General features: G+C 69.0%; 18 protein-coding genes. 2 read left to right on the top strand and 16 right to left on the bottom strand.

Annotation, left to right across the window (positions count from 1 at the left end; genetic code table 11):
• Positions 1-24: 24 nt before the first annotated feature.
• From ACJH6I_RS00290 to mqo, 11 genes are all read right to left on the bottom strand, one after another.
• The gene (locus ACJH6I_RS00290) at positions 25-1,770 is read right to left on the bottom strand and encodes a proline--tRNA ligase (RefSeq protein WP_212811797.1); all 1,746 of its coding nucleotides are present in this window, start codon (positions 1,768-1,770) and stop codon (positions 25-27) included.
• 11 nt (positions 1,771-1,781) lie between these two features.
• The gene (locus ACJH6I_RS00285; RefSeq protein WP_212814845.1) at positions 1,782-2,438 is read right to left on the bottom strand and encodes a VOC family protein; all 657 of its coding nucleotides are present in this window, start codon (positions 2,436-2,438) and stop codon (positions 1,782-1,784) included.
• Positions 2,439-2,518: 80 nt separating this feature from the next.
• Positions 2,519-2,905, bottom strand: coding sequence for a hypothetical protein (locus ACJH6I_RS00280; protein ID WP_212811798.1), 387 nt, complete (start codon positions 2,903-2,905; stop codon positions 2,519-2,521).
• A 90-nt stretch (positions 2,906-2,995) separates the two neighbouring features.
• Positions 2,996-4,363, bottom strand: a complete 1,368-nt coding sequence (locus ACJH6I_RS00275) for an alpha/beta hydrolase (protein ID WP_406783528.1) — start codon at positions 4,361-4,363, stop codon at positions 2,996-2,998.
• Positions 4,364-4,396: 33 nt separating this feature from the next.
• Positions 4,397-5,932 (bottom strand): MFS transporter, encoded by a 1,536-nt coding sequence (locus tag ACJH6I_RS00270; RefSeq protein ID WP_244872949.1) that lies wholly within the window; start codon positions 5,930-5,932, stop codon positions 4,397-4,399.
• Positions 5,933-5,987: 55 nt separating this feature from the next.
• Positions 5,988-7,217, bottom strand: a complete 1,230-nt coding sequence (gene cobA / locus ACJH6I_RS00265; protein WP_406783527.1) for a uroporphyrinogen-III C-methyltransferase — start codon at positions 7,215-7,217, stop codon at positions 5,988-5,990.
• Positions 7,218-7,239: 22 nt separating this feature from the next.
• A complete protein-coding gene (locus ACJH6I_RS00260; RefSeq protein WP_406783526.1) occupies positions 7,240-8,604 on the bottom strand; it encodes a cobyrinate a,c-diamide synthase in 1,365 nt (454 codons plus the stop codon).
• Positions 8,605-8,623: 19 nt separating this feature from the next.
• Entirely contained in the window at positions 8,624-9,238 is a 615-nt protein-coding gene (gene cobO / locus ACJH6I_RS00255; RefSeq protein WP_406783525.1) for a cob(I)yrinic acid a,c-diamide adenosyltransferase, read from the bottom strand.
• Positions 9,239-9,248: 10 nt separating this feature from the next.
• Complete coding sequence (locus ACJH6I_RS00250; RefSeq protein WP_406783524.1) at positions 9,249-11,096, bottom strand: magnesium chelatase subunit D family protein; 1,848 nt, start codon at positions 11,094-11,096, stop codon at positions 9,249-9,251.
• Positions 11,096-11,563, bottom strand: a complete 468-nt coding sequence (locus ACJH6I_RS00245) for a GNAT family N-acetyltransferase (protein ID WP_212811805.1) — start codon at positions 11,561-11,563, stop codon at positions 11,096-11,098. The genes ACJH6I_RS00250 and ACJH6I_RS00245 overlap by 1 nt, the downstream gene beginning before the upstream one ends.
• Positions 11,564-11,569: 6 nt before the next feature.
• Positions 11,570-13,066 carry a malate dehydrogenase (quinone) gene (gene mqo / locus ACJH6I_RS00240; protein WP_406783523.1) on the bottom strand — a complete coding sequence of 499 codons (1,497 nt, stop codon included), beginning with the start codon at positions 13,064-13,066 and terminating at the stop codon, positions 11,570-11,572.
• A gap of 141 nt (positions 13,067-13,207) precedes the next feature.
• Here mqo and ACJH6I_RS00235 point away from each other — a divergent pair, with 141 nt between their 5' ends.
• Entirely contained in the window at positions 13,208-14,242 is a 1,035-nt protein-coding gene (locus ACJH6I_RS00235) for an alpha/beta hydrolase (RefSeq protein ID WP_406783522.1), read from the top strand.
• A gap of 4 nt (positions 14,243-14,246) precedes the next feature.
• The gene (gene mtr, locus ACJH6I_RS00230) at positions 14,247-15,623 is read left to right on the top strand and encodes a mycothione reductase (protein WP_406783521.1); all 1,377 of its coding nucleotides are present in this window, start codon (positions 14,247-14,249) and stop codon (positions 15,621-15,623) included.
• Here the strand turns inward: mtr and ACJH6I_RS00225 are convergent.
• The 5 genes from ACJH6I_RS00225 to ACJH6I_RS00205 form a co-directional block, all read right to left on the bottom strand.
• Positions 15,620-16,723 (bottom strand): HoxN/HupN/NixA family nickel/cobalt transporter, encoded by a 1,104-nt coding sequence (locus tag ACJH6I_RS00225; protein ID WP_212811809.1) that lies wholly within the window; start codon positions 16,721-16,723, stop codon positions 15,620-15,622. The two genes, mtr and ACJH6I_RS00225, sit on opposite strands and share 4 nt — an antisense overlap.
• Before the next feature lie 15 nt (positions 16,724-16,738).
• Positions 16,739-19,975: a DEAD/DEAH box helicase gene (locus tag ACJH6I_RS00220; RefSeq protein ID WP_212811810.1), complete on the bottom strand. Its 3,237-nt coding sequence runs from the start codon at positions 19,973-19,975 to the stop codon at positions 16,739-16,741.
• 98 nt (positions 19,976-20,073) lie between these two features.
• Entirely contained in the window at positions 20,074-20,610 is a 537-nt protein-coding gene (locus tag ACJH6I_RS00215) for an alpha/beta hydrolase (protein WP_212811811.1), read from the bottom strand.
• A gap of 43 nt (positions 20,611-20,653) precedes the next feature.
• On the bottom strand, positions 20,654-20,995 hold the full coding sequence (locus tag ACJH6I_RS00210; RefSeq protein WP_318984333.1) for a hypothetical protein: 342 nt from the start codon (positions 20,993-20,995) through the stop codon (positions 20,654-20,656).
• 23 nt (positions 20,996-21,018) lie between these two features.
• A complete protein-coding gene (locus ACJH6I_RS00205; RefSeq protein ID WP_318984332.1) occupies positions 21,019-21,201 on the bottom strand; it encodes a hypothetical protein in 183 nt (60 codons plus the stop codon).
• Positions 21,202-21,289: the final 88 nt, after the last annotated feature.

Here is a 21,289-nt window from a genome sequence, read left to right as displayed (position 1 = left end):
CCGCGATCCGCGGCACAACGAGGCCTACCCCGCCAGCGCGGCCGTGATCGCCGCCGCGGCGCCGTCGACCGGAACCTCGGTCTTCTCGCCGGTGAACCGGTTGCGCAGCTCGACGGTGCCGTCGGCCCAGCCCCGGCCGACCACGACGATCCACGGCACACCCAGCAGCTCGGCGTCCTTGAACTTCACGCCCGGCGACGAGGTGCGGTCGTCGAGCAGCACGTCGAGGCCGAGACGGTCGAGTTCGCCGGCCAGCTCGGTCGCACCGGTGCGGGCTTCGGCGTCCTTGTTGGCGATGACCAGGTGCAGATCGAACGGCGACACCGACGACGGCCAGCGCAGACCGAGCTCGTCGTGGTGCTGCTCGGCGATCACCGCGACCATGCGCGAGACACCGATACCGTAGGAGCCCATGGTCAGCCGCACCGGCTTGCCGTTCTCGCCGAGGACATCGGCGCTGAACGCATCGGTGTACTTGCGGCCCAGCTGGAAGACGTGCCCGATCTCGATGCCACGCGCCGACACCAGCGGCCCGGCGCCGTCGGGCGAGGGGTCACCGTCGCGGACGTCGGCGGCCTCGATGGTGCCGTCGGCGACGAAGTCGCGGCCGGCCACCATGCCGACGATGTGCTTGTTGGGCGCGTCAGCGCCGGTGATCCACGACGAACCGTCGACGATGCGCGGGTCCACCAGGAATCGAATGCCGTTCTCCAGCAAGGCTTTCGGACCCACGTAGCCCTTCACGAGGAACGGGTTGGCGGCGAAGTCGGCGTCGTCGAGCAGCGCGTACTCGGCGGGCTCGAGCGCCGCGGCCAGGCGCTTTTCGTCGATCTCACGGTCGCCGGGCACGCCGATGCCCAGCAGTTCCCACTCGCCGCCCGGCTGGCGCACCTTCAGCAGCACGTTCTTCAATGTGTCGGCGGCGGTGATCTCGCGGCCGAGGTCAACGGTGTTGGCCCACTCGACCAGGGTGGCGATGGTCGGGGCGTCCGGCGTGTCGTAGACGACGGCCTCGGGCTGGCCCTCGATCGGCAGCGAATCGGGCACCGCGGTGACGACGGCTTCGACGTTGGCCGCGTAGCCGGACTGCAGGCAGCGCACGAAGGTGTCCTCACCGACCTCGCTCTCGGCCAGGAACTCCTCGGAGGCACTGCCCCCCATGGCGCCCGACACCGCGGACACGATGACGTACTTGACCGCCAGCCGGTCGAAGATGCGCTGGTAGGCCTCGCGGTGGGCGTGGTAGGCGTCCTTGAGTCCGCTGTCGTCGATGTCGAACGAGTACGAGTCCTTCATGATGAACTCGCGGCCACGGAGGATGCCGGCACGCGGGCGGGCCTCGTCGCGGTACTTGGTCTGGATTTGGTACAGCCGCAGCGGGAAGTCCTTGTATGACGAGTACTCACCCTTGACCGTCAGGGTGAACATCTCCTCGTGGGTGGGCCCCAGCAGGTAGTCGTTCTTGCGGCGGTCCTGCAGGCGAAACAGGTTGTCGCCGTACTCGGTCCAGCGGTCGGTGGCCTCGTAGGGGGCCCGCGGCAGCAGCGCCGGGAAGAGGATCTCCTGTGCGCCGATGGCGTTCATCTCGCTGCGGATGACGTCCTCGATCTTGCGCAGCACCTTCAGGCCCAGTGGCAGCCAGCTGTACAGGCCGGGCGCGATCGGGCGGACGTAGCCGGCCCGGATCAGCAGCTTGTGGCTCGGCACTTCGGCGTCGGCGGGGTCGTCGCGCAGCGTGCGCAGGAACAGCTCGGACATGCGGGTGATCACGGGTGGCCAGCTTAATCGCGGCCCTGCCAGGTGCAGACACACACCTCATTGCCTTCGGCGTCGGCGAGCACCCAGAACGCGGGTGCCGCCCGATCACTGAGCAGCACCCCGCCCGCCGCCAGTGCCGCCGCGATGCGTGCGGACGCCCGGTCGTGCGGGACGTCGACGTCGAGGTGAATGCGGTTGCGTTGCGGCCGTGGCACATCCATCTGCTGGAACCACAGGGCGGGGCCACGGCCGGCGGGATCGACGAGTCCCCCGCTCAGATCCGACGGCCCCGCTTCGTCGACGTAGCCGGTGACGGCCTTCCAGAACGGGCGCACCGCGGGGATGTCCATGGCGTCGATCGCGATCTCGATCGCCTGTACCGCGACGTCGCCCGGCGTGGTCGCCGCGCCGCGCTCGGCGAGTGATTCAGAGATGCGGCGTGCCAGCGCGATGTCGTGCGCGGTGACCCCGTCGGCCGAGCGCAGCCGCATGACGATCCGGTCGGCGCGAACGTCGACCGTCAAGTGGCCCTGCGCCTCTGGGCCGGTCTCCTCGACCACCGCGGCCGCGAGCGCCGCCGCCGCGCCCAAGCCAACCACCGGCACCTCCGTGTAGACGGCACCGAGCACCAGGCGCCACCCCAGCGGATTTACCGCATCCGAAATCTCCTGCCGCAGCATCATGATTCGGCCCCCGCGACCATGTCGAACCCCCCTGGCGGTCATGCCTCATGCATAGCACTGCGGCGCGTCCGACGTGCTCAGAGCAGTGCTTTGTTCACCACCTGCTCGTATGCGGTCTTGTCCGCCACGCTGACCGTCGGGCCGAACTGCAGGACGATGTTCATCGCCTGGAACGTGCCCGGCGTCGCTCCCGCATACCCTTCGGCAGCGCCGGTCGTGGAGAACACCAGCACCGTCACGGTGTCGGTCTCGATGGCCTCGATGCACTTGATGTCGGGGCATTTCTGCTTGGCCACATCCCGCGGGTGGGCCACCGGCAGTCCCGCGGCACCCATGTCCCGCACCACGGCCTGCGCGGTGACGGTGTTGAGGATCGGGGCGCCCGTCAGCGCACCGGCCTGTGGCCCGGGAGCCGGCGGGCGCTGGCACCCGGTGATCACCGTCGCGGCGAGCACAGCCGCCACGATCACAGCTCGGGCTCGCATTGCAGTCATGCACCATCAATAGCAGCGCAACCTGGAGCGCGGGCCACCGGGCGACGAAGCAGACGGCCCTTACAGCGTCGGGACGGCGTGCGAGCCGGCCGGTGCCGCGGCTCCCGGCGTGCGCAGCTTGCCTGCCACCCACGGAAGCGAATCCGCGAAGGCCTCGTTGGCGAAGCCCCAGTCGTGCAGGCCGAGCAGGGCCCGGATGTCGGCGTTGATGCCGTGCTGCTGGGCGATTTCGCACAAGGTGCCGGCCGCGATGTCCTGGCCCTCCGGATTCGCGCGCGCATCGCGCGGCACACCGGGGCCGGGTGCGTGGCAGGCCGCGACGGTGCCGGGGATCTCGAACAACCCGGAGATGCCGTGGTACCGGCCGTACTGCCGCATCACGGTGCTCGGATCGAACTCGGCCCATTTGGCCGCGTCACCCCCGTAGAGCTTGGCGATGGTCTGGTCCTTGCTGCCGATGTTCGGGCTCAGGTCCCCGGCGATGTCGACGAACGCGCTGAACAGGTTGGGGTGGCGCGTCGTGAGCTGGACCGCGCAGGTGCCGCCCATGGACCAGCCGACGATGCCCCACTTCTCCGGCTCGGGACTGACGCCGAAGTTCGAGATGAGATACGGAACGACCTCTTTGGTCAGGTGGACCGACGAATTGCCGTGGCTGCCGTTGACGCATTCGGTGTCGTTGTTGAACGAGCCGGTGGCGTCGGCGAAGACGAACACCGGCGCCTCACCGCCGTGCGCCGCCGCATAGTTGTCGATCGTGGCCTTGGCGTTGCCGGCCCAGATCCAGTCCGCCGGGGTGTTCAGCTGCGAGCCGATCATCATGACCGTCGGCAGCTGCGGCGGCGGATTGCTCGCGAACCATGCCGGTGGCAGGTAGACGAGTTCGGCGCGGTGCGTGAAGTTCGATTCCTGCGAGGTGGTCACGATGGGCACCACGACACCGCGCGGCGGCCGGATGCCTTTGAGCTGCATGGCCGTGACCGTCCAGCGGTCCACCTCGTCGGGCACCTTGCCGACGGTGAACTTGTGCCACGCCACGTACGCGGTCGGGAAGTACCCGACCCAGACATTCATCATCAGCAGCGCGCAGAGTGCGCACAGGGGCACCGCGAGCAGGGCCACCCCGCGGCGCCGCCAGGGGGATCCGCGCCAGCCGAGGATCAGGACCGTGGCGGCGAACCCGCCGAGCGCCGTCCAGATCCACAGCAGTACCGGGGCCGGGTCGCCGGCGATACCGAGGGAAGTGATGTACCAGTACAAGCCGGCCGCGCAGGCGACGCCGACCGCGATTGCCCACGGCAGCCGGCTGATGCTCCACTGCCGCGACCGTCGCCCGACTGCACAGCACAGCGCCGCGAAAGTCAGTAGCTGGATCAGAAACGGAAGCCACCCATTCGTCAGCGACGCATGGGTGACGAACGAAGGCACGCCGATCCTCCAGGAAGCTACGTCGAGATCGAGCTACAGCTCGCCGGCGTCCAGCGCTTCCTTGGTGTCCTGCGCCGCCGCAACCTCGTCGGCGGTGTAGGTGATGAACAGCGACACCACGCCGACGATCACCGCCACCGCGGCAACCCAGAGCAGGCCGTAGGTGTAACCGTGGTCGAGGGCCGTGTGCTGCGCGGCGTTCATCTTGGCGACCGGACCGGTGGTCCCGCCGAGGTACAGCGTGCGCGACGTGATGACGGCCTGGATGACGGCCAGCACGACCGGCCCACCCAGGTTCTGCAGCATCAGCGCGATGGCCGACAGCGGGCCGATGTCGCTCAGCGCGACGCCGGCGATGGCCGAGACGGTCAGCGGCACCACGATCATGCCGATACCGAAACCACCGACGGTGATCGGGATGACGAGGTTCGGGAAGTACGGGATACCGCCGTTGAGGGTGGAGCCGTAGATCATCGCGGCGAGCACCAGGATGCCGCCGGCGATCACCAGCACGCGCGGCGAGAACATCGCCACCAGCTGCGACGACAGGCCCAGACCGATGCCGAGCGCGATGACGAACGGGATGAAGCCGATGCCGGCCTTCAGCGCGCTGTAGCCCATGATGTCCTGCACGTACAGGCCGATCAGGACGGTCAGCGTGAACATCACGCCACCGGCGAGGAAGACCGCGGCGAAGGTGGCCACGCGGTTGCGGTCCCGGAACAGGCTGAACGGCACGACGGGGTGCTCGGCGCTGCGCTCGACGAACAGGAACGCCAGGAACAGCACGGCCGCCGCGGCGCCGGAGCCCAGCGTCAGCGGGGACAGCCAGCCCTTCTCCGGGCCCATCGAGAAGCCGAACACCGCCGCGGTGCAGGCCAGGGTCGCCAGGATGGCGCCGGCCGCGTCGAGCTTCATGCGCTCGCGGGACGTCTCGGTCAGGGTGGTGCGGGCCAGGTAGATCATGACCAGGCCGATCGGCACGTTCACCAGGAACGCGTAGCGCCACGAGAACACCGTCAGCGCGCCGCCGACGACGAGGCCCATCACCGAGCCGACGCCGGTCATCGCCGCGAAGATCGCGGTGGCGGCGTTGCGGGCGGGGCCCTTCGGGAAGGTGGTGGCGACGAGCGCCAGGCCGGTCGGCGAGGCGATGGCCGAACCGACACCCTGCAGCAGCCGGGCGATGACCAGGGTCGTCTCGTCCCACGCGACACCGCAGAGGATGGAAGCGATGGTGAAGAGCGCAACACCGACGATGAAGGTGCGCTTGCGGCCGATGGTGTCGCCGAGGCGGCCACCGAGCAGCATCAGACCACCGAACGTCAGCACATAAGCGGTGATCACCCAGCTGCGGCCGGCATCGGACAGCCCGAGCTCGTCCTGAATCTTAGGAAGGGCAACGATGGCGACGGTGCTGTCCATCGTGGCCAGCAGCTGCATGCCACCAATGGCGATGACCGCGGAAAGAAAGCGGGGGGACGGAAGCCAAGCTGGATACCAGCTCTTTCGTTCGTCCTCGGTCTGCCCCACGTGAATCGTGAGCGGTTCGCGGCGGCTGTGTGCCATGGCGGTGCGCTCAGCGTCGTTGAGAGCCGTCATGGAAAGCTACCTTACAGTAATCTTAAGATTTCTTTAACCCCGCGAAGGCCGCGACGTCCCCGATCACGATGATCGCGGGGGGTCGGATGCCCTCCGAACGGATGTCCTCCGCCGCGTCGGCAAGCGTGGTCTGCAGCGTCTGCTGTGCCGCCGTCGTCCCGTGTTGAACCACCAGCACCGGTGTTTCCGCAGGTCGGCCGCCTTGCAGCAGAACCTTCGCGAAAAGTTCGATGCGCTCGACGGCCATCAGCAGCACGATCGTGCCGCGCATCGCGGCCAGAGCGTCCCAATTCACTAACGATTCCGGGTGCCCGGGCGCGACGTGGCCGCTGACCACCACGAATTCGTGCGTCACAGCCCGGTGGGTGACGGGAACGCCGGCCAGGGCCGGAACCGCTATGGCGCTGGTCACACCGGGTACGACGGTGACCGGAATGCCGGCGTCGGCGCATGCCAGCACCTCTTCATAGCCGCGCGCGAAGACGAACGGGTCACCGCCTTTGAGCCGGACCACGAACTTGCCTTCCTTGGCCCGGTCGACCAGGACGGCGTTGATCGCGTCCTGGGCCATCGCCCGGCCGTACGGAATCTTGGCGGCGTCGATCACCTCGACGTGTGGGCCGAGTTCGGCGAGCAGCTCTTGCGGGGCCAGCCGGTCGGCCACCACGACGTCGGCGTGGGCCAGCAGCCGGCGGCCGCGGACGGTGATCAGCTCGGGGTCCCCCGGGCCGCCGCCGACGAGCGCCACACCGCGGTAGCTGTCGGGTTCGGCGGCGTCGCCGATGGCGCCGCGCTGCAGCGCCTCATGGATGGCCGTGCGCAGCGCCGCCGAGCGCCGGTGCTCACCGCCGGCCAGCACACCGACCGTCAGCCCGTCGTATTCGAAGGACGCCGGGGTCACCGCCGACCCTTCCTGGCCGGCGTCGGCGCGGACGCAGAAGATCCGGCGGCGGTCGGCCTCCGCGGCCACCGCGGCGTTGACGGCCTCGTCGTCGGTCGCGGCCAGGACGTACCAGGCGCCGTCGAGGTCGTCGGTCTGGAATTCCCGCGAGATGAGGGTGATGCCGGTGCCGTCGGGGTTGTCGACGAGTGCTTCGACCACCGGGGTGGCGGCGGGCGCCACGACGTGGACGTCGGCGCCGCTGGCGATCAGCAGCGGCAGGCGGCGCTGGGCGACGCTGCCGCCACCCACGACCACGACCTTCTTGCCGGACAGATGCAGCCCCACGAGGTAGGCATGCTGGGACGTCATTTTGCTCCTCGCGTGCGCAGTATCACTCGGCGAGTTTAGTTGCCGCCGATACGAACCGACGCACCGAGTGCGGATGCGCGGCCGGATGGGTGTGCAGGTAGCCCGCGTGCACGCCGCCGCGGACGGCCCCGTCGTGCACGGTCGCCTGCCCAGCGCCCCGGAAAACCCAAGCCGGTGGCTGCTGCTCGGTGAATTCGACTGTGGTTCGGTGAAATTCGTGGCCGGTGACGCGCTCCCCCGCGGCGTGCATGCTGGAGTCGACCGTCGCCACGGCATCGCGGTAGCCCAGGGTCAGCCGCTCGGTGAAGCGCGCCGAGCCGGGCAGCACACCACACATGGGGTGCCCGTCGAGGTCGTCGACCAGGTACGTGAGCCCGGCACACTCGGCATGCACCGGCGCGCCGGAGGCCGCCAGCGCGGCAATCTGTTCGCGGACAACGGCATTGGCCGACAGTTCCGCGGTGAACTGCTCGGGGAAACCACCGGGTATGACGAGCGCCTGCGTGCCGTCCGGCAGCGGGTCGGTCAGTGGGTCGAAGGCCACGACCTCGGCGCCGGCCATCTCGAGCAGCTCGGCATGCTCGGCGTACCCGAAACTGAAGGCCTTGCCGGCGGCGAGCGCGACGGTTGCGGCCGGACCGGACTCCAGCTCGGGAGCCCACTGCGGTTCAAGAGTGCCGGTCCCGGCACACCGGGCCACCGCCTCGGTGTCGACGTGGCGGGCGACGAGCTCGGTCATGACGTCGACGGCCTCGTGTGCCCGGCGGCCGTGTTCGACGGCGGTGACCAGACCGAGATGCCGCGACGGAATCTCCAGCCCGCTGTTGCGCGGGATGGCGCCGAACACCGGGACGCCCGCCTGTTCGCAGGCCTGGCGCAGGACCTCTTCGTGCCGCGGCGAGCCGACCTTGTTGAGGATCACCCCGGCAATCCGCACGGCTCGGTCGAACGTCGAAAAGCCGTGCAGCAGAGCGGCAATGCTCTGGCTCTGTCCCCGGGCATCGACGACCAGCACCACCGGCGCGCCGAGCAGCCCGGCGACGTGGGCGGTCGACCCGGGCGCCGGCGACATCGCCTGCTCGGTGATGCGGCCGTCGAACAGGCCCATGACGCCCTCGATGACGGTGACGTCGGCGCCCGCACTGCCGTGCCGGTAGAGCGGACCGATCAGGTCGGCGCCGACGAGGACCGGGTCCAGGTTGCGGCCCGGCCGGCCGGTGGCCAGCGCGTGATAGCCCGGATCGATGAAGTCGGGGCCGACCTTCGCGGCGCTCACCGTGTGGCCGGCGCGGCGCAGGGCACCCATCAGGCCGGTGGCCACGGTGGTCTTGCCGCTGCCCGACGCCGGCGCCGCGATCACGACCGCCGGGACGGGATTCGTGGTCACTTCGTCCCCGCGGGAGAACTCACCATTCGATGCCGCGCTGGCCCTTGCGGCCCGCGTCCATCGGGTGCTTGACCTTGGTCATCTCGGTCACCAGGTCGGCGGCGTCGAGGAGCTGCGGCGGGGCGTCCCGGCCGGTGATGACGACGTGTTGGGTGCCGGGGCGCTGGGTCAGCGTCCACACCACCTCATCGATGTCGAGCCAGCCCCACTTGAGCGGGTAGGTGAACTCGTCCAGTACGTAGAAGTCGTGCTGCTCGGCGGCCAGCCGCCGCGAGATCTCGGCCCAGCCTTCGACGGCCGCAGCGGCGTGGTCCTCGTCGGAGCCCTGCCGGCGCGTCCACGACCAGCCCGAGCCCATCTTGTGCCACTGCACCGGTCCCCCGATGCCCTGCTCGTCGTGCAGGCGGCCGAGCGTCTGGAATGCCGCTTCCTCGCCGACCTTCCACTTGGCGCTCTTGACGAACTGGAACACCGCGACGTCGAAGCCCTGGTTCCAGGCGCGCAGTGCCATCCCGAAGGCGGCAGTGGACTTTCCCTTGCCCGGGCCGGTGTGCACGGCCAGGATCGGCGCGTTGCGGCGCGCCCTGGTGGTCAGTCCGTCGTTGGGGACGACGAGCGGTTGTCCTTGTGGCATAACAGTTTCCTTACGCGGCGGCTTGCCCGGCCCGGACCACACGGGCCAGGTTGTCGGCGCGCAGCTGCGCCAGTTGCACGGCGGGCGCACCGAGCTGGCCGGCCAACTGCTGCGCCAATCCCAGTCGAATATAGGAGGTTTCGCAATCGACGACGACGGCGGCTGCGCCCTCGGCGACGAGGAGGCCGGCGGCGGTCCGGGTCCGGCCGAGTGGATCGGGGCCCCCCGTGGCGCGGCCGTCGGTCAGCACGACCACCAGCGGGCGACGGGCCCGGTCCCGGGTCTTCTCGCGCAGCACCACATCCCGCGCGGCCAGGAGCCCTTGCGCCAGCGGAGTTTTCCCGCCGGTGTCGAAACGGGCCAGGCGCCGGCTCGCGATGTGCACCGACGACGTCGGCGGCAACAGCAGGGCGGCCTCGGCGCCGCGGAAGGTGACGACGGCGACCTTGTCGCGGCGTTGGTAGGCATCACGCAGCAGGGACAGCGTCGCGCCGCTGACCGCGGACATGCGGTCCCGCGCGGCCATGGAGCCCGAGGCGTCGACCACGAAGATCACCAGATTGCCTTCGCGCCCTTCGCGAATCGCGTGGCGGACGTCGCTGGGGGCCACCTGCAGGCGCCCGGCCTGTGGCCTGCGGTCGGCCGCGGCGAGCAGCGTGCCGAACACATGCACGCCGTGTCCGGCCTGGGCGTCGTCGGTCGCCGAGATCGGGGTGCCGGTGCGGTTGCGCGCCCGCGACCGCCGGCCGGGAGCGCCCTCCCCGACGCCGGGCACCACCAGCGCCCGGGTCCGGAACGTCGCCGACGGCGGCGCGCTGGGCCGCGACGCGCTGCCGGGCCCGGCCGAGTTTCCTTGCGGCGCCGCCTCTTCCGAGCTGTCCGCGGAGATGCCGCCGCCCGGCGGATCGGGATCGGGTTCCGGCTCCGGCTCCGGCTGCGCTTCGGCTTCGGCCTGCGCCATGGCGTCGTCCAGCTGCTGCGGGTCCAGGCCCGGGTCGTCGAAGGGGTCGCGACGGCGCCGGTGCGGCAGCGCGAGTTCCGCGGCAACCCGGACGTCTTCCGCATCCACCGCGGACGCGCCGCGCCAGGCGGCGTGGGCGACGGCCGTGCGGGCCACCACCAGGTCGGCGCGCATGCCGTCGACGTCGAACGCCGCGCACAGCGCCGCGATCCGGCGCAACTCGTTGTCCGGCAACGACACCGACGCCACCGCGGCGCGGGCCTTGGCGATCCGGCCGGCCAGCTCGGCGTCATCGACGGCGTACCGCTCGGCGAAACCGGCCGGGTCGGCCTCGTAGGACATGCGGCGCCGGATCACCTCGACCCGGACGTCGACGTCCCGGGAGGCGTAGACGTCGACGGTCAATCCGAAACGGTCGAGCAGCTGCGGACGCAGCTCGCCCTCCTCCGGATTCATGGTGCCCACCAACATGAATCGGGCCTCGTGCGAATGCGAGACGCCATCACGCTCGATGTGCACGCGACCCATGGCGGCGGCATCCAGCAGCACGTCGACCAGGTGGTCGTGCAGCAGGTTCACCTCGTCGACGTACAGGACGCCGCCGTGCGCGCGGGCCAGCAGGCCCGGCGAGAAGGCGTGTTCGCCGTCCCGCAGCACCTTCTGCAGATCGATCGACCCGACCACGCGGTCCTCGGTCGCCCCGATCGGCAGCTCCACCAGTCGGGCGTCGGCGTCCACGGCGGCCAGTACCTCGGCCAGACCACGCACCGCGGTCGATTTCGCGGTGCCCTTCTCGCCGCGGATCAGCACGCCGCCGATATCGGGACGCACCGCACACAGGATGAGCGCCAGCCGGAGCTGGTCCTGGCCCACCAGCGCGCTGAACGGATAGGTCACTACTGCTGCCCCGCTCCCAGACCTGGTCTGATCATCGGCACATGCGGTATGCCGTCCTCCAGAAATTCCTCACCGTCGCGGACGAATCCGTGGCGGGCGTACATGTCCTCGAGATAGGTCTGGGCGTCGATCCGGCACGGGTAGGTACCGACCTCGGCCAGGGCCGCCTGCATCAACCGGGTGGTGTGTCCCTGCCCCCGGTCACTGCGTTTGGTACACACCCGGCCGATGCGGAACACCTTCTCACCGCCGGGATGTTCCTCCATCAGCCGCAGCGTCGAGATGACTTCTCCGTCAGGGCTTTCCAGCCAGAAGTGCCGGGTTTCCGCAAGCAGGTCGCGACCGTCGAGTTCGGGGTACGGGCACGCCTGCTCGACCACGAAGACCTCGACCCGCAACTTGAGCAGCTCGTAAAGCGTTGCGGCATCGAGATCCTTGGCCCAGCTGCGCCTCGGCGCGACCGTCATGCGCGATCAGGCCGGCTGGTCGAGCTTGAGCACCTTGGTCCCCCAGTCCCACACCTCGCGGTACAGCTTGGGTTCGCCGGACAGACTCACGCCCAGCGACGGCACCATCTCCTTGAGCTTGGGCAGCCAGGTCTGGTAGCGGTCGCCGAAGCAGCGCTCGAGCACCTCGATCATGGCCGGCACCGCGGTGGAGGCGCCCGGCGACGCACCGAGCAGACCGGCGATCCGGCCGTCCTCGGCGGTCAGGACCGTCGTGCCGAACTCCAGCACGCCACCGATGCCCTTGCGGCGAATCACCTGCACGCGCTGACCCGCGACATCCAGCTCCCAGTCGGAATCGACTGCGCTGGGGGCGAATTCGCGCAGCGAATCGACCCGCTCACCCTCGCTGAGGGCCAGCTGCTCGAGCAGGTACTTCACCAGGCCAAGCTCGGTGACGCCGACGCCGAGCATCGACGCGAGGTTGTTGGGCTTGACCGACAACGGCAGGTCGGTGATCGAGCCTTGCTTGAGGAACTTCGGCGACCAGCCGGCGAACGGTCCGAACAGCAGCCAGGACTGGCCGTTGATGATGCGGGTGTCCAAGTGCGGCACCGACATCGGCGGGGCGCCGACCGATGCCTGGCCGTACACCTTGGCCTGGTGCTTGACCGTCAGCGCCTGGTTGTCGGTGCGCAGGAACGCGCCGCCGACCGGGAAACCGCCGAAGCCCTTGGCCTCCGGGATGCCGGCCTTCTGCAGCAGGTGCAGCGCACCGCCACCGGCGCCGAGGAACACGAACTTGGCGTTGATCTTCTGCCGGTCACCGGTGCGCCGGTTCACGACGTTGAGCTTCCAGCTGCCGTCGGACTGCTTGCTGAGGTTGGTCACCTCGTGCCCGAACAGCGTCTCCATGCCGCGCTGCGCGGTGAACCCGATGAGCTGCTTGGACAGCGAACCGAAGTCGACGTCGGTGCCGTCGGTGGTCCAGTTCAGTGCGACCGGGTCACTGAAGTCGCGCTGCTCGGCCATGAACGGCAGCCGGCGGGCGAACTCGTCCTTGTCGTCGATGTACTCCATGGTGGAGAAGAGCGGGTTGGTCACCAGCGTCTCGCGACGCTTGCGCAGGTAGTCGATGTTGTCGGCACCGTGCACGAAGCTGACGTGCGGGATGGGGTTGAGGAAGCTCTTGACGTCCGGCAGCACCCCGTTCTCCACGGCGTACGCCCAGAACTGCCGCGTCACCTGGAACTGCTCGTTGACGGTGACGGCCTTCTTGATGTCGATGGTGCCGTCGGAGTTCTGCGGCGTGTAGTTGAGCTCGCACAGCGCCGAGTGGCCGGTGCCCGCGTTGTTCCACGGATCGCTGCTCTCGGCGGCGGCGCCGTCGAGGCGCTCGATCATGGTGATGGACCACTCCGGCTCGAGCAGCCGGATCAGTGCCCCGAGGGTGGCGCTCATGATCCCCGCGCCCACGAGGACGACGTCGGTCTGTGCGCTCCCAGCTACGTTTGCATTCGACACGTGATCGCTCGTCCTTCGCACTCGGGTTACCCGCCGGTATTGACGGATGCTCGGTGCTCAAGGTTATCGCGACCGGTTTCGCCGCTGACGCGCTATCTCCTCCCATCGACCATGATGTTCGTCGCAGTTAGGGTTGAGCACGTGACGCCGCAGGAGCCACAGGGACAACCCGAGTGGCAGCCGGACGTGCTGCCCGGGTACTGGCAGCAGACCATCGCACTGGGTCCCGACCCCGACGGCGAGGGCGACCTGGTCGCCACCGTCGTGCGGCGCGGTCAGCCGGCCCGGGCCGAGCACGCCGTGCTGGTGGTCCACGGCTACACCGACTACTTCTTCCACACCGAGCTCGCCGACCAGTTCGCCGCCCGCGGCATCGCGTTCTACGCCATCGACCTGCACAAATGCGGGCGCTCGCGGCGCCCCGGGCAGACCCCGCACTTCACCACCGATCTGGCGTCCTATTACGACGAACTCCGTCGGGCGCTGCAGCTCGTCGGCACGGACACCGCCGGCGCGCGGGTGTGCCTGTACGGCCACTCCGCCGGCGGACTGATCGCGACGCTGTTCACCGACCGCCTGCGCCGCGACGGCGCGCTGGCGGCGCACCGGGTGACGGGCCTGATCCTCAACAGCCCGTTCTTCGATCTGCACGGGCCGGCCGCGCTGCGCTCGGCGCCGGTGTCCGGCACGCTGCGGGCCCTGGCCCGGTTCCGCAAACTGGCGGTGATCCGCAAACCGACCGAGGGCGGCTACGGCACGAGCCTGCACCGCGACCACGGCGGCGAGTTCGACTACAACCTGGACTGGAAACCGTTGGGCGGCTTCCCGGTCACCGTCGGCTGGATCAACGCCATCCGCCGGGGACAGCTGCAGCTGCATCGCGGCCTCGACGTCGGGGTGCCGAACCTGATCCTGCGGTCGGACCACACCGTCGCCGAGACCACGACCGCCGCCGGCATGGAGCGCGGCGACGCGGTGCTGGACGTCAGCCAGATCGCCCGCTGGGCGGGGTGCGTCGGCAACCGCAGCACCATCGTCCCGGTCACCGACGCCAAACACGACGTGTTCCTGTCACTGCCGGAGCCGCGTGCCGTCGCGTTCGGCGAACTGAACCACTGGCTGGATTGGTATCTCCCCCAAGCGGTCTCCCGCACCACCCAACACGAACAGGCCTGACGTCATGGAGCACTACGACCTGACCATCATCGGAACCGGCTCGGGCAACAGCGTGCTCGACGAGCGGTACGACGGCCTGAAGGTCGCGATCTGCGAGCAGGGCAAGTTCGGCGGCACCTGCCTGAACGTCGGCTGCATCCCGACCAAGATGTTCGTCTACGCCGCCGACGTGGCCCAGACCATCCGGCACAGCGCCACTTTCGGCGTCGACGCGCACATCGACGGGGTGCGCTGGCCGGACATCGTCGAGCGCGTCTTCGGCCGGATCGACCCGATCGCGGCCGGTGGCGAGGACTACCGCCGCGGCCTGCCGAACGTCACGGTCTATGGCAGCCACACCCGCTTCGGGCCGACGCTGCCCGACGGCACCTACACGTTGCGGACCGCCGACGGCGACGAATTCAGCTCCGACCGGGTGGTCATCGCCGCGGGCTCGCGCAGCTGGATTCCCCCGAACATCGCCGGCGCCGGTGTCCACTACTTCACCAGCGACGACATCATGCGCATCTCGGCGCTGCCCGAGCATCTGGTGATCATCGGCGGCGGGTTCATCTCGGTGGAGTTCGCGCACGTGTTCTCGTCGCTCGGATCGAAGGTGACGATCGTCCTGCGTGGCGATCGGCTGCTGCGGCGCTGCGACGAGGAGATCTGCCGGCGGTTCAGCGCGGTGGTCGGCAAGAAATGGGACCTGCGCACACAGGAGAACGTCGTCGGCGCCCAGCGCGACGGTGACGGCGTCGTGCTCGAGTTCGACGACGGCGAGACGCTGCGCGCCGACGCCCTGCTGGTCGCCACGGGCCGGGTGCCCAACGGCGACCTGCTCGACGTGCAGCTGGCCGGCGTGGTTCTCGACGATGACGGCTACGTCGTCGTCGACGAGTTCCAGCGCACCACGGCGCGTGGGATTTTCGCGCTGGGTGACGTGTCGTCACGCCACCAGCTCAAGCACGTGGCCAACCACGAGGCGCGGACGGTGAAGGAGAACCTGCTGCGCGACTGGGACGGCGAGCTGGTGGCCAGCGACCACCGGTTCGTTCCCGCCGCGGTGTTCACCGATCCGCAGGTCGCGATGGTCGGCATGAACGAAGCCGAGGCGCGGGCAGCGGGTTTCGACGTCGTGGTCAAGGTGCAGGAGTACGGCGACACCGCGTACGGCTGGGCCATGGAAGACACGACGGGCATCGTCAAACTGATCGGCGAGCGCGGCACCGGACGGATTCTGGGCGCGCACCTGATGGGTTATCAGGCGTCGTCGTTGATTCAGCCCCTGATCCAGGCGATGTCGTTCGGGCAGACGGCGCAGGACGTGGCCCGCGGGCAGTACTGGATTCACCCGGCGCTGCCCGAGGTGATCGAAAACGCGCTGCTGGGCTTGAGCTAGCTGTCAGCCGGGCTGAGCCGGGCCGTCCACTTCTCCTCGATCCGGCCCCACCGCCACACCAGCAGTGCCACCACCCAGGTGACGACGAACAGCCCGACTATGCCGAATCCGACGGTGTTCAGGTCGATTTCGCCGATCCACGCCCAGACGCCGCCGGACCAGCCCAGCTCCTCGGCCAGCAGGCCCAGCAATTCGATGGTGCCGATCATCAGGGCCACCATGACCGACAGCCCGGTGATGGTGATGTTGTAGTAGACCTTGCGCACCGGCCGGGCCAGCGCCCAGCCGTACGCGACATTCATGAACGCGCCGTCGATGGTGTCCAGCAGGCTCATCCCGGCCGCGAAGAGCACCGGCAGACAAAGGATTGCGTACCACGGCAATCCGGCCGAGGCGCCGGTCCCGGCCAGCACCAGCAGCGCCACCTCGGTCGCCGTGTCGAAGCCCAGGCCGAACAGCGCGCCCAGCGGATACATCTGCCACGGCTTGCTGATGGCGCGGGTGAACCGGCGCAGGATGCGGTTCATGAACCCGCGGTTGTTGAGTTGATGTTCGAGTGCGGCCTCGTCGTACTCACCACGGCGCATCCGCATGAACACCTGCAGGATGCCCACCAGGACAACGACATTGATGGCCGCGATCAGGTACAGGAAGAAGCCCGAGACGCCGGCGCCGATGAGCCCGGTGTACCGGTGCAGCATCGACGAATCGTCCTGCAGCGGACCCACGATCGACGTGATGCCCAGCGACAGCAGCAGGGCCAGGCCGAACACGATGGTCGAATGCCCGAGCGAGAAGAAGAATCCGACGCTGAGCGGCCGGCTGCCACTGCGGCCGTGCGGGGCAACGGCGTTGTCCGCCATCAGCTTGCGGGTGGTGTTGTCGATGGCGGCGATGTGGTCGGCATCGAACGCGTGCCGCAGGCCCAGGGTGTACGCGGTGAGTCCGATCCCGATGCCGAGCGCCGTCCCGCCGACGGTGTGGTGCTCGGGTACGGCGACGAGGATCAGGGTCCCCCAGCCGATGACGTGCAGTGCGGCGATGACGCCGAACATCGCCGCCAGTCGCCCCCAATCCTGACCGGACAACGAAAGCCGCATGCGGTTCAGTCTCCCTCAGCCCAGCAGTTCGCGTATGTCGGAGGCGGTAATTGCGGTGCCGAACATGTCACCGTCGTCGATCACGGCGGCGAACAGCGCGCGCTTGCGCTCCTGCAGCGCGATCACCTTTTCCTCGATCGTGTTCTCGGACACCAGCCGATAGACGTTCACCGGGCGCTGCTGGCCGATGCGGTGCGCCCGGTCGACGGCCTGCGCTTCGGCGGCCGGGCTCCACCACGGGTCGCACAGGAAGCAGTAGTCGGCGGCGGTGAGGTTCAGTCCGAAACCGCCGGCTTTGAGACTGATCAGGAACACCTTGGTCCGGCCGGCGCTGAAGTCGTCGATGGCCTGCGCCCGGGCCCGCGCGTCCACCGACCCGTCCAGGTAGCTGTACTCGATCCCGGCCGCGTCCAGGCGGTCGCGCAGGATCGCCAGAAAACCGGTGAACTGGCTGAACACCAGCGCACTGTGATCCTCGGCGACCAGCTGGTCCAGTTGTTCGATCAGGAAGTCCACCTTCGTGGACCCGGCTTCCATGGTCTCGGCATCGACGAGCCCGGGATGCAGGCTGAGCTGCCGCAACAGCGTGAGAGACCGGAAGATCTGGAAGCGGTTCTTCTCCCACTCCCCCAGCAGGCCGAGCACCTTCTGCCGCTCGCGCGCCAGCCGGGTGTCGTAGATCTTGCGGTGTCTGGCCGACAGTTCGATGGCCAGCACCTGCTCCTGCTTGGGCGGCAGCTCCTTGACGACCTGATCCTTGGTGCGGCGCAACAACACCGGCTTGATGCGCCGCCGCAGCAGCGCCAGCCGTCCGGGCTCGCCGTCGGACTCGATGGGCTTACGGAAGTAGCGCTCGAAAATCTTCGGGCTGGGGAACAGACCGGGCACCGTGATCGACAGCAGCGACCACAGCTCCATCAGGTTGTTCTCCATCGGCGTGCCGGTGATGGCCAGTTTGAACGGCGCATCGAGACGGCGCGCGCACTGGTGCGTCTTGCTGTGATGATTCTTGACGAATTGCGCCTCGTCGAGAATCATTCCGGCCCAAGCGATTTCCCGATACCTGTCGTTGTCGATCCGCAGCAGCGTGTAGGTCGTGACGACGATGTCGGCCGCGGCGACCTGCTCGGCGATGGGCACCGCGCCGCGGGCCTCGGTACTCGAGACCACGACGGTGGTGAGCCCGGGCGCGAACTTCGCACACTCCGCCGCCCAGTTGGATGCCACGCTGGTCGGCGCGACGACGAGAAACTTGCCCGCGCCCTGCTCGACGGCGCGACAGATCAGGGCCAGGGTCTGCACCGTCTTGCCGAGACCCATGTCGTCGCCCAGCACACCGCCGAGTCCGTTGTCCCACAGGAACGCCAGCCAATTGAGCCCGTCGCGCTGATAGTCGCGCAGCTCGGCCTGCAGTCCGGCCGGCGTGGGCACCGAAACCGGCGGCTGCGCCGCGGCCAGCCGCGCCATGTTGTCGCGCCACTGCGCCAGTTCCCTGTCGACGACGCCGAGGCCCAGCAGCTCGTCCCACAATGTCGCGTTCAGCGATGACGCGTTGACCCGGTCGCCGTCGAGCTCCCCCAGCGCCTGGGCCTCTTCGATCAGGGCCCGGAGCTTGAGCAGTTCGGGGGTGTCGAGCCGGAAGTAGACGCCGTTCGACAGCAGCATGTGGGTGGCACCGGACGCCAGTTCGGCGATGACGGCCGACAGCGCCACGGGGTAACCGTCGACATCGATGGTGATGTGCAGGTCGAACCAGTCCTGCGCCGGCGCCTCGTCGGAGGACGCGGTACCGAACCCCAGTTGCGCCCCGGCGACCGAGCGCCGGAATGCCGCGGCCCGCTCATCGATCTCGACGATCAGCTGCTCGTACCCGGCGAGCTGCGGCAGCACCTCGTGGCACAGCACCGCGATCTGCGGCAGGGACAGCCGGCGCGACAGCAACAGCGAAGCCAGCGGGTCCTCCTGCGCCGACAGTCCCGAAATCAGTTCCAGCGCGGGCGCGATGGCCCGCCACATCGCATCCTCGGCGGCGTTGTCCCGGATGCCGCTCGTGCGGGTGACGCCCGCCGCGTCGAACTCCTGGCGCCGCCCGTTCACCTCGTACCGGGTGCGCCACTTCACGCGGCCGTCAACCTCGTCGACCGTGATGCTCAGCACGGGCAACGGCCCCACGATGTCCGGTTCGGCGAACAGACCCTCCGGCATGTCGACGGGCACCGTCCGGCGCAGCTGCGGCAGCACGTCCGTCGCGAACTCCGAGAGCGCCTCGGGCGGAATCTGTACCTTCTCGTCGTTCGCGATCAACTTGAGCAGCGTGGGACCGGGTACCGGCGCGAAAGCCCCGAGATGCAGGATGCCGTCCACCAATTGATGGATGCCGTGGGGTGTGGGTGCGCCCACGAGTCCGACGCCTTCGGGCGCCCGCGGCTCGCCGTCGACGACGAGCACCGTCGACATCTGCGCACCGCCGGTGTCGGAGACGGTGAAGTCCAGCCGCAACTGGACGTCCTTGGCGAGCTCCACAGCCCGGATGCCCGCTCCCGGGACGAGCGTGACGCCGGCCTCGACCGCCGCGTCGAGATCGTTCCAAAAGCTCTGTCCCACAGCGGAAAGCACCAACTGGTCGCTGCTGTACGGATAGTAGCCGGGGACGGCGAGCACCAGCGCCCGCAGCGCGCTGTACTGCTGCCGGTCGAACTCGCCCGGGTCGGCGGTGTCGAACAGACGCCGCCAGCTGATCCCGCTCTTGATCCAGTTTCCGCGCTTGCCAACCGTCAACGTCCGGAGCGTCGCGATGGGCGTCGTGTGATACCGGCCCGCCGGCAGCATCCCGAACTCGAGCGCCAACGGCTTACCGGCGGCGTCGGTATCGGCATCGGTCATCTCGTGCAACAGCGAACCCAGCACCACTTGCCAGCGTTGCGGGGCCGTCCGGTCAGGTGCGCTCGGGATCGCCGCCAACAGCAGCGCGACGGCATGCTTGCAGTAGCGCCCCACCGGGCAGGTGCAGACCGTGTACTCGATCTCCAGGCCGGTGCGGGGACCCGACAACGCCACTTCGACGTCGTAGTACTCGGACTTCGAACCCAGGCACGAGCCGGTGAGCGTCCCGTCGACGGCGTCGTACCGGGCAGCGACCACCCGACCCTGGTTCGCGTAGGTCTCGCCGCGCGCCAGCGTCTGGGCGTTGAAGGCGCGAAGCACCTCGTGGGGCGCGAGCGCCAGCCCGGCCGTCGAGTCCGTGCCTTCCATGTCGTCACGATAACGGCCGGGACCGACAGGGGCAGTTCCCGTCGCTTCGCTCGCCCCTAGCGGCAGTTCCCGTCGCTTCGCTCGCCCCTAGTGGGCGGTCACCAGGTACTGCTGCGCAGCACGATCTCGTTCGCCACCTGGGCGGTGAACTCCTCGGCACTGCGCCGGCCCATCAGCTCCGACAGCCGGAACTCGCCGTAGATGAAGCGTTGTCCGGCCTGCGCCCGCGCCCGGGCATCGGCGCTGGTTACGACGACGGTGGTGTTGATCTCCACCGGCGGGCACCCGTCGCCCGCTTCCCCGTCGGCACGCGGATGGCTGCCGTCGACGGCCACCAGGGCGGTGAACCGGTCCAGCCGAGTGGCCGCCAGCCGCCAGGCCAGCTCGCCCGCGCTACGGTCGGCGAACAACAACGCCCACTTCACCCCGAGCGTATCCAGTATGCCGACAACCGAATTCACGGTCAGCCGGTCGTCGGCCTCGATCACCACGGTGCGCAGCGAAGCGGTGTGGAGCAACTCGCACAGGGCGCCCGTCGCCTGCTTGGTCGTGAGCATGACGACTGTCGTGGCGGCGTCGGGGCCAGACACGTCGACGGTGGCGCCGAAACCGTCGACGGTCGGGATGATTGGCATGACGCCACCGTAGCGAACGTAACCGGACCGCAGGTACCGATATTCAGCAGCCGCCACCACCGCCGCCTCCGCAGCCACCGCCGCCCCCGCAACCTCCACCACCGCAGCCGCCGCCCCCGCCGCAGCCGCTCGAGCCACCGCTGTCCGAGAATCCGGCGCCCCACCCGCCGTCGGAACCCGCGCCCACGCCATAGGCCGCAGCACCACGGCGGCCCGCACCACGGCGGCGCGCTGCACGACGGCGGCGCGAGCGCCAGGCCGCGAAGATGTGCATTCCGAGGATGGACCCGACGACCAAAAGGGACACGATCATCGGCACCCACGAAGAATCACTGTCGGCGGTGTCCGCCATTCCGATTTCGGCTACGACGCTGACAACGTTCATGGTTTCGTCCGCTCTCTTGCCGCTCAGGCCGTCGGCCGCGAGTACAGCGTGTCCGTCATGACGACGACATCGCAGGAATGGCCGGCCAGTGCCACGGCGAACGTGAATTCAGTTGGGCTCCACCCCGACCCGAGGGAACCGAAAGCAACGAGTACGCCGGCCACGACGGCGACCGTCGCCTGGGCGAAATAGGTGTTCGGGTACATCGTGACCTCCTCAGGTCTGTTGGTGAGCACATGGTTTCCGCGCACCGGGTCCACCGGAATACTCCGCGGCGCGCGCCGGGCCTTTCCT

This window comes from Mycobacterium sp. SMC-13 (assembly GCF_045311035.1).
In the GTDB taxonomy this organism is placed as follows: domain Bacteria; phylum Actinomycetota; class Actinomycetes; order Mycobacteriales; family Mycobacteriaceae; genus Mycobacterium.
This window is presented reverse-complemented; position numbering and strand designations above follow the sequence as displayed.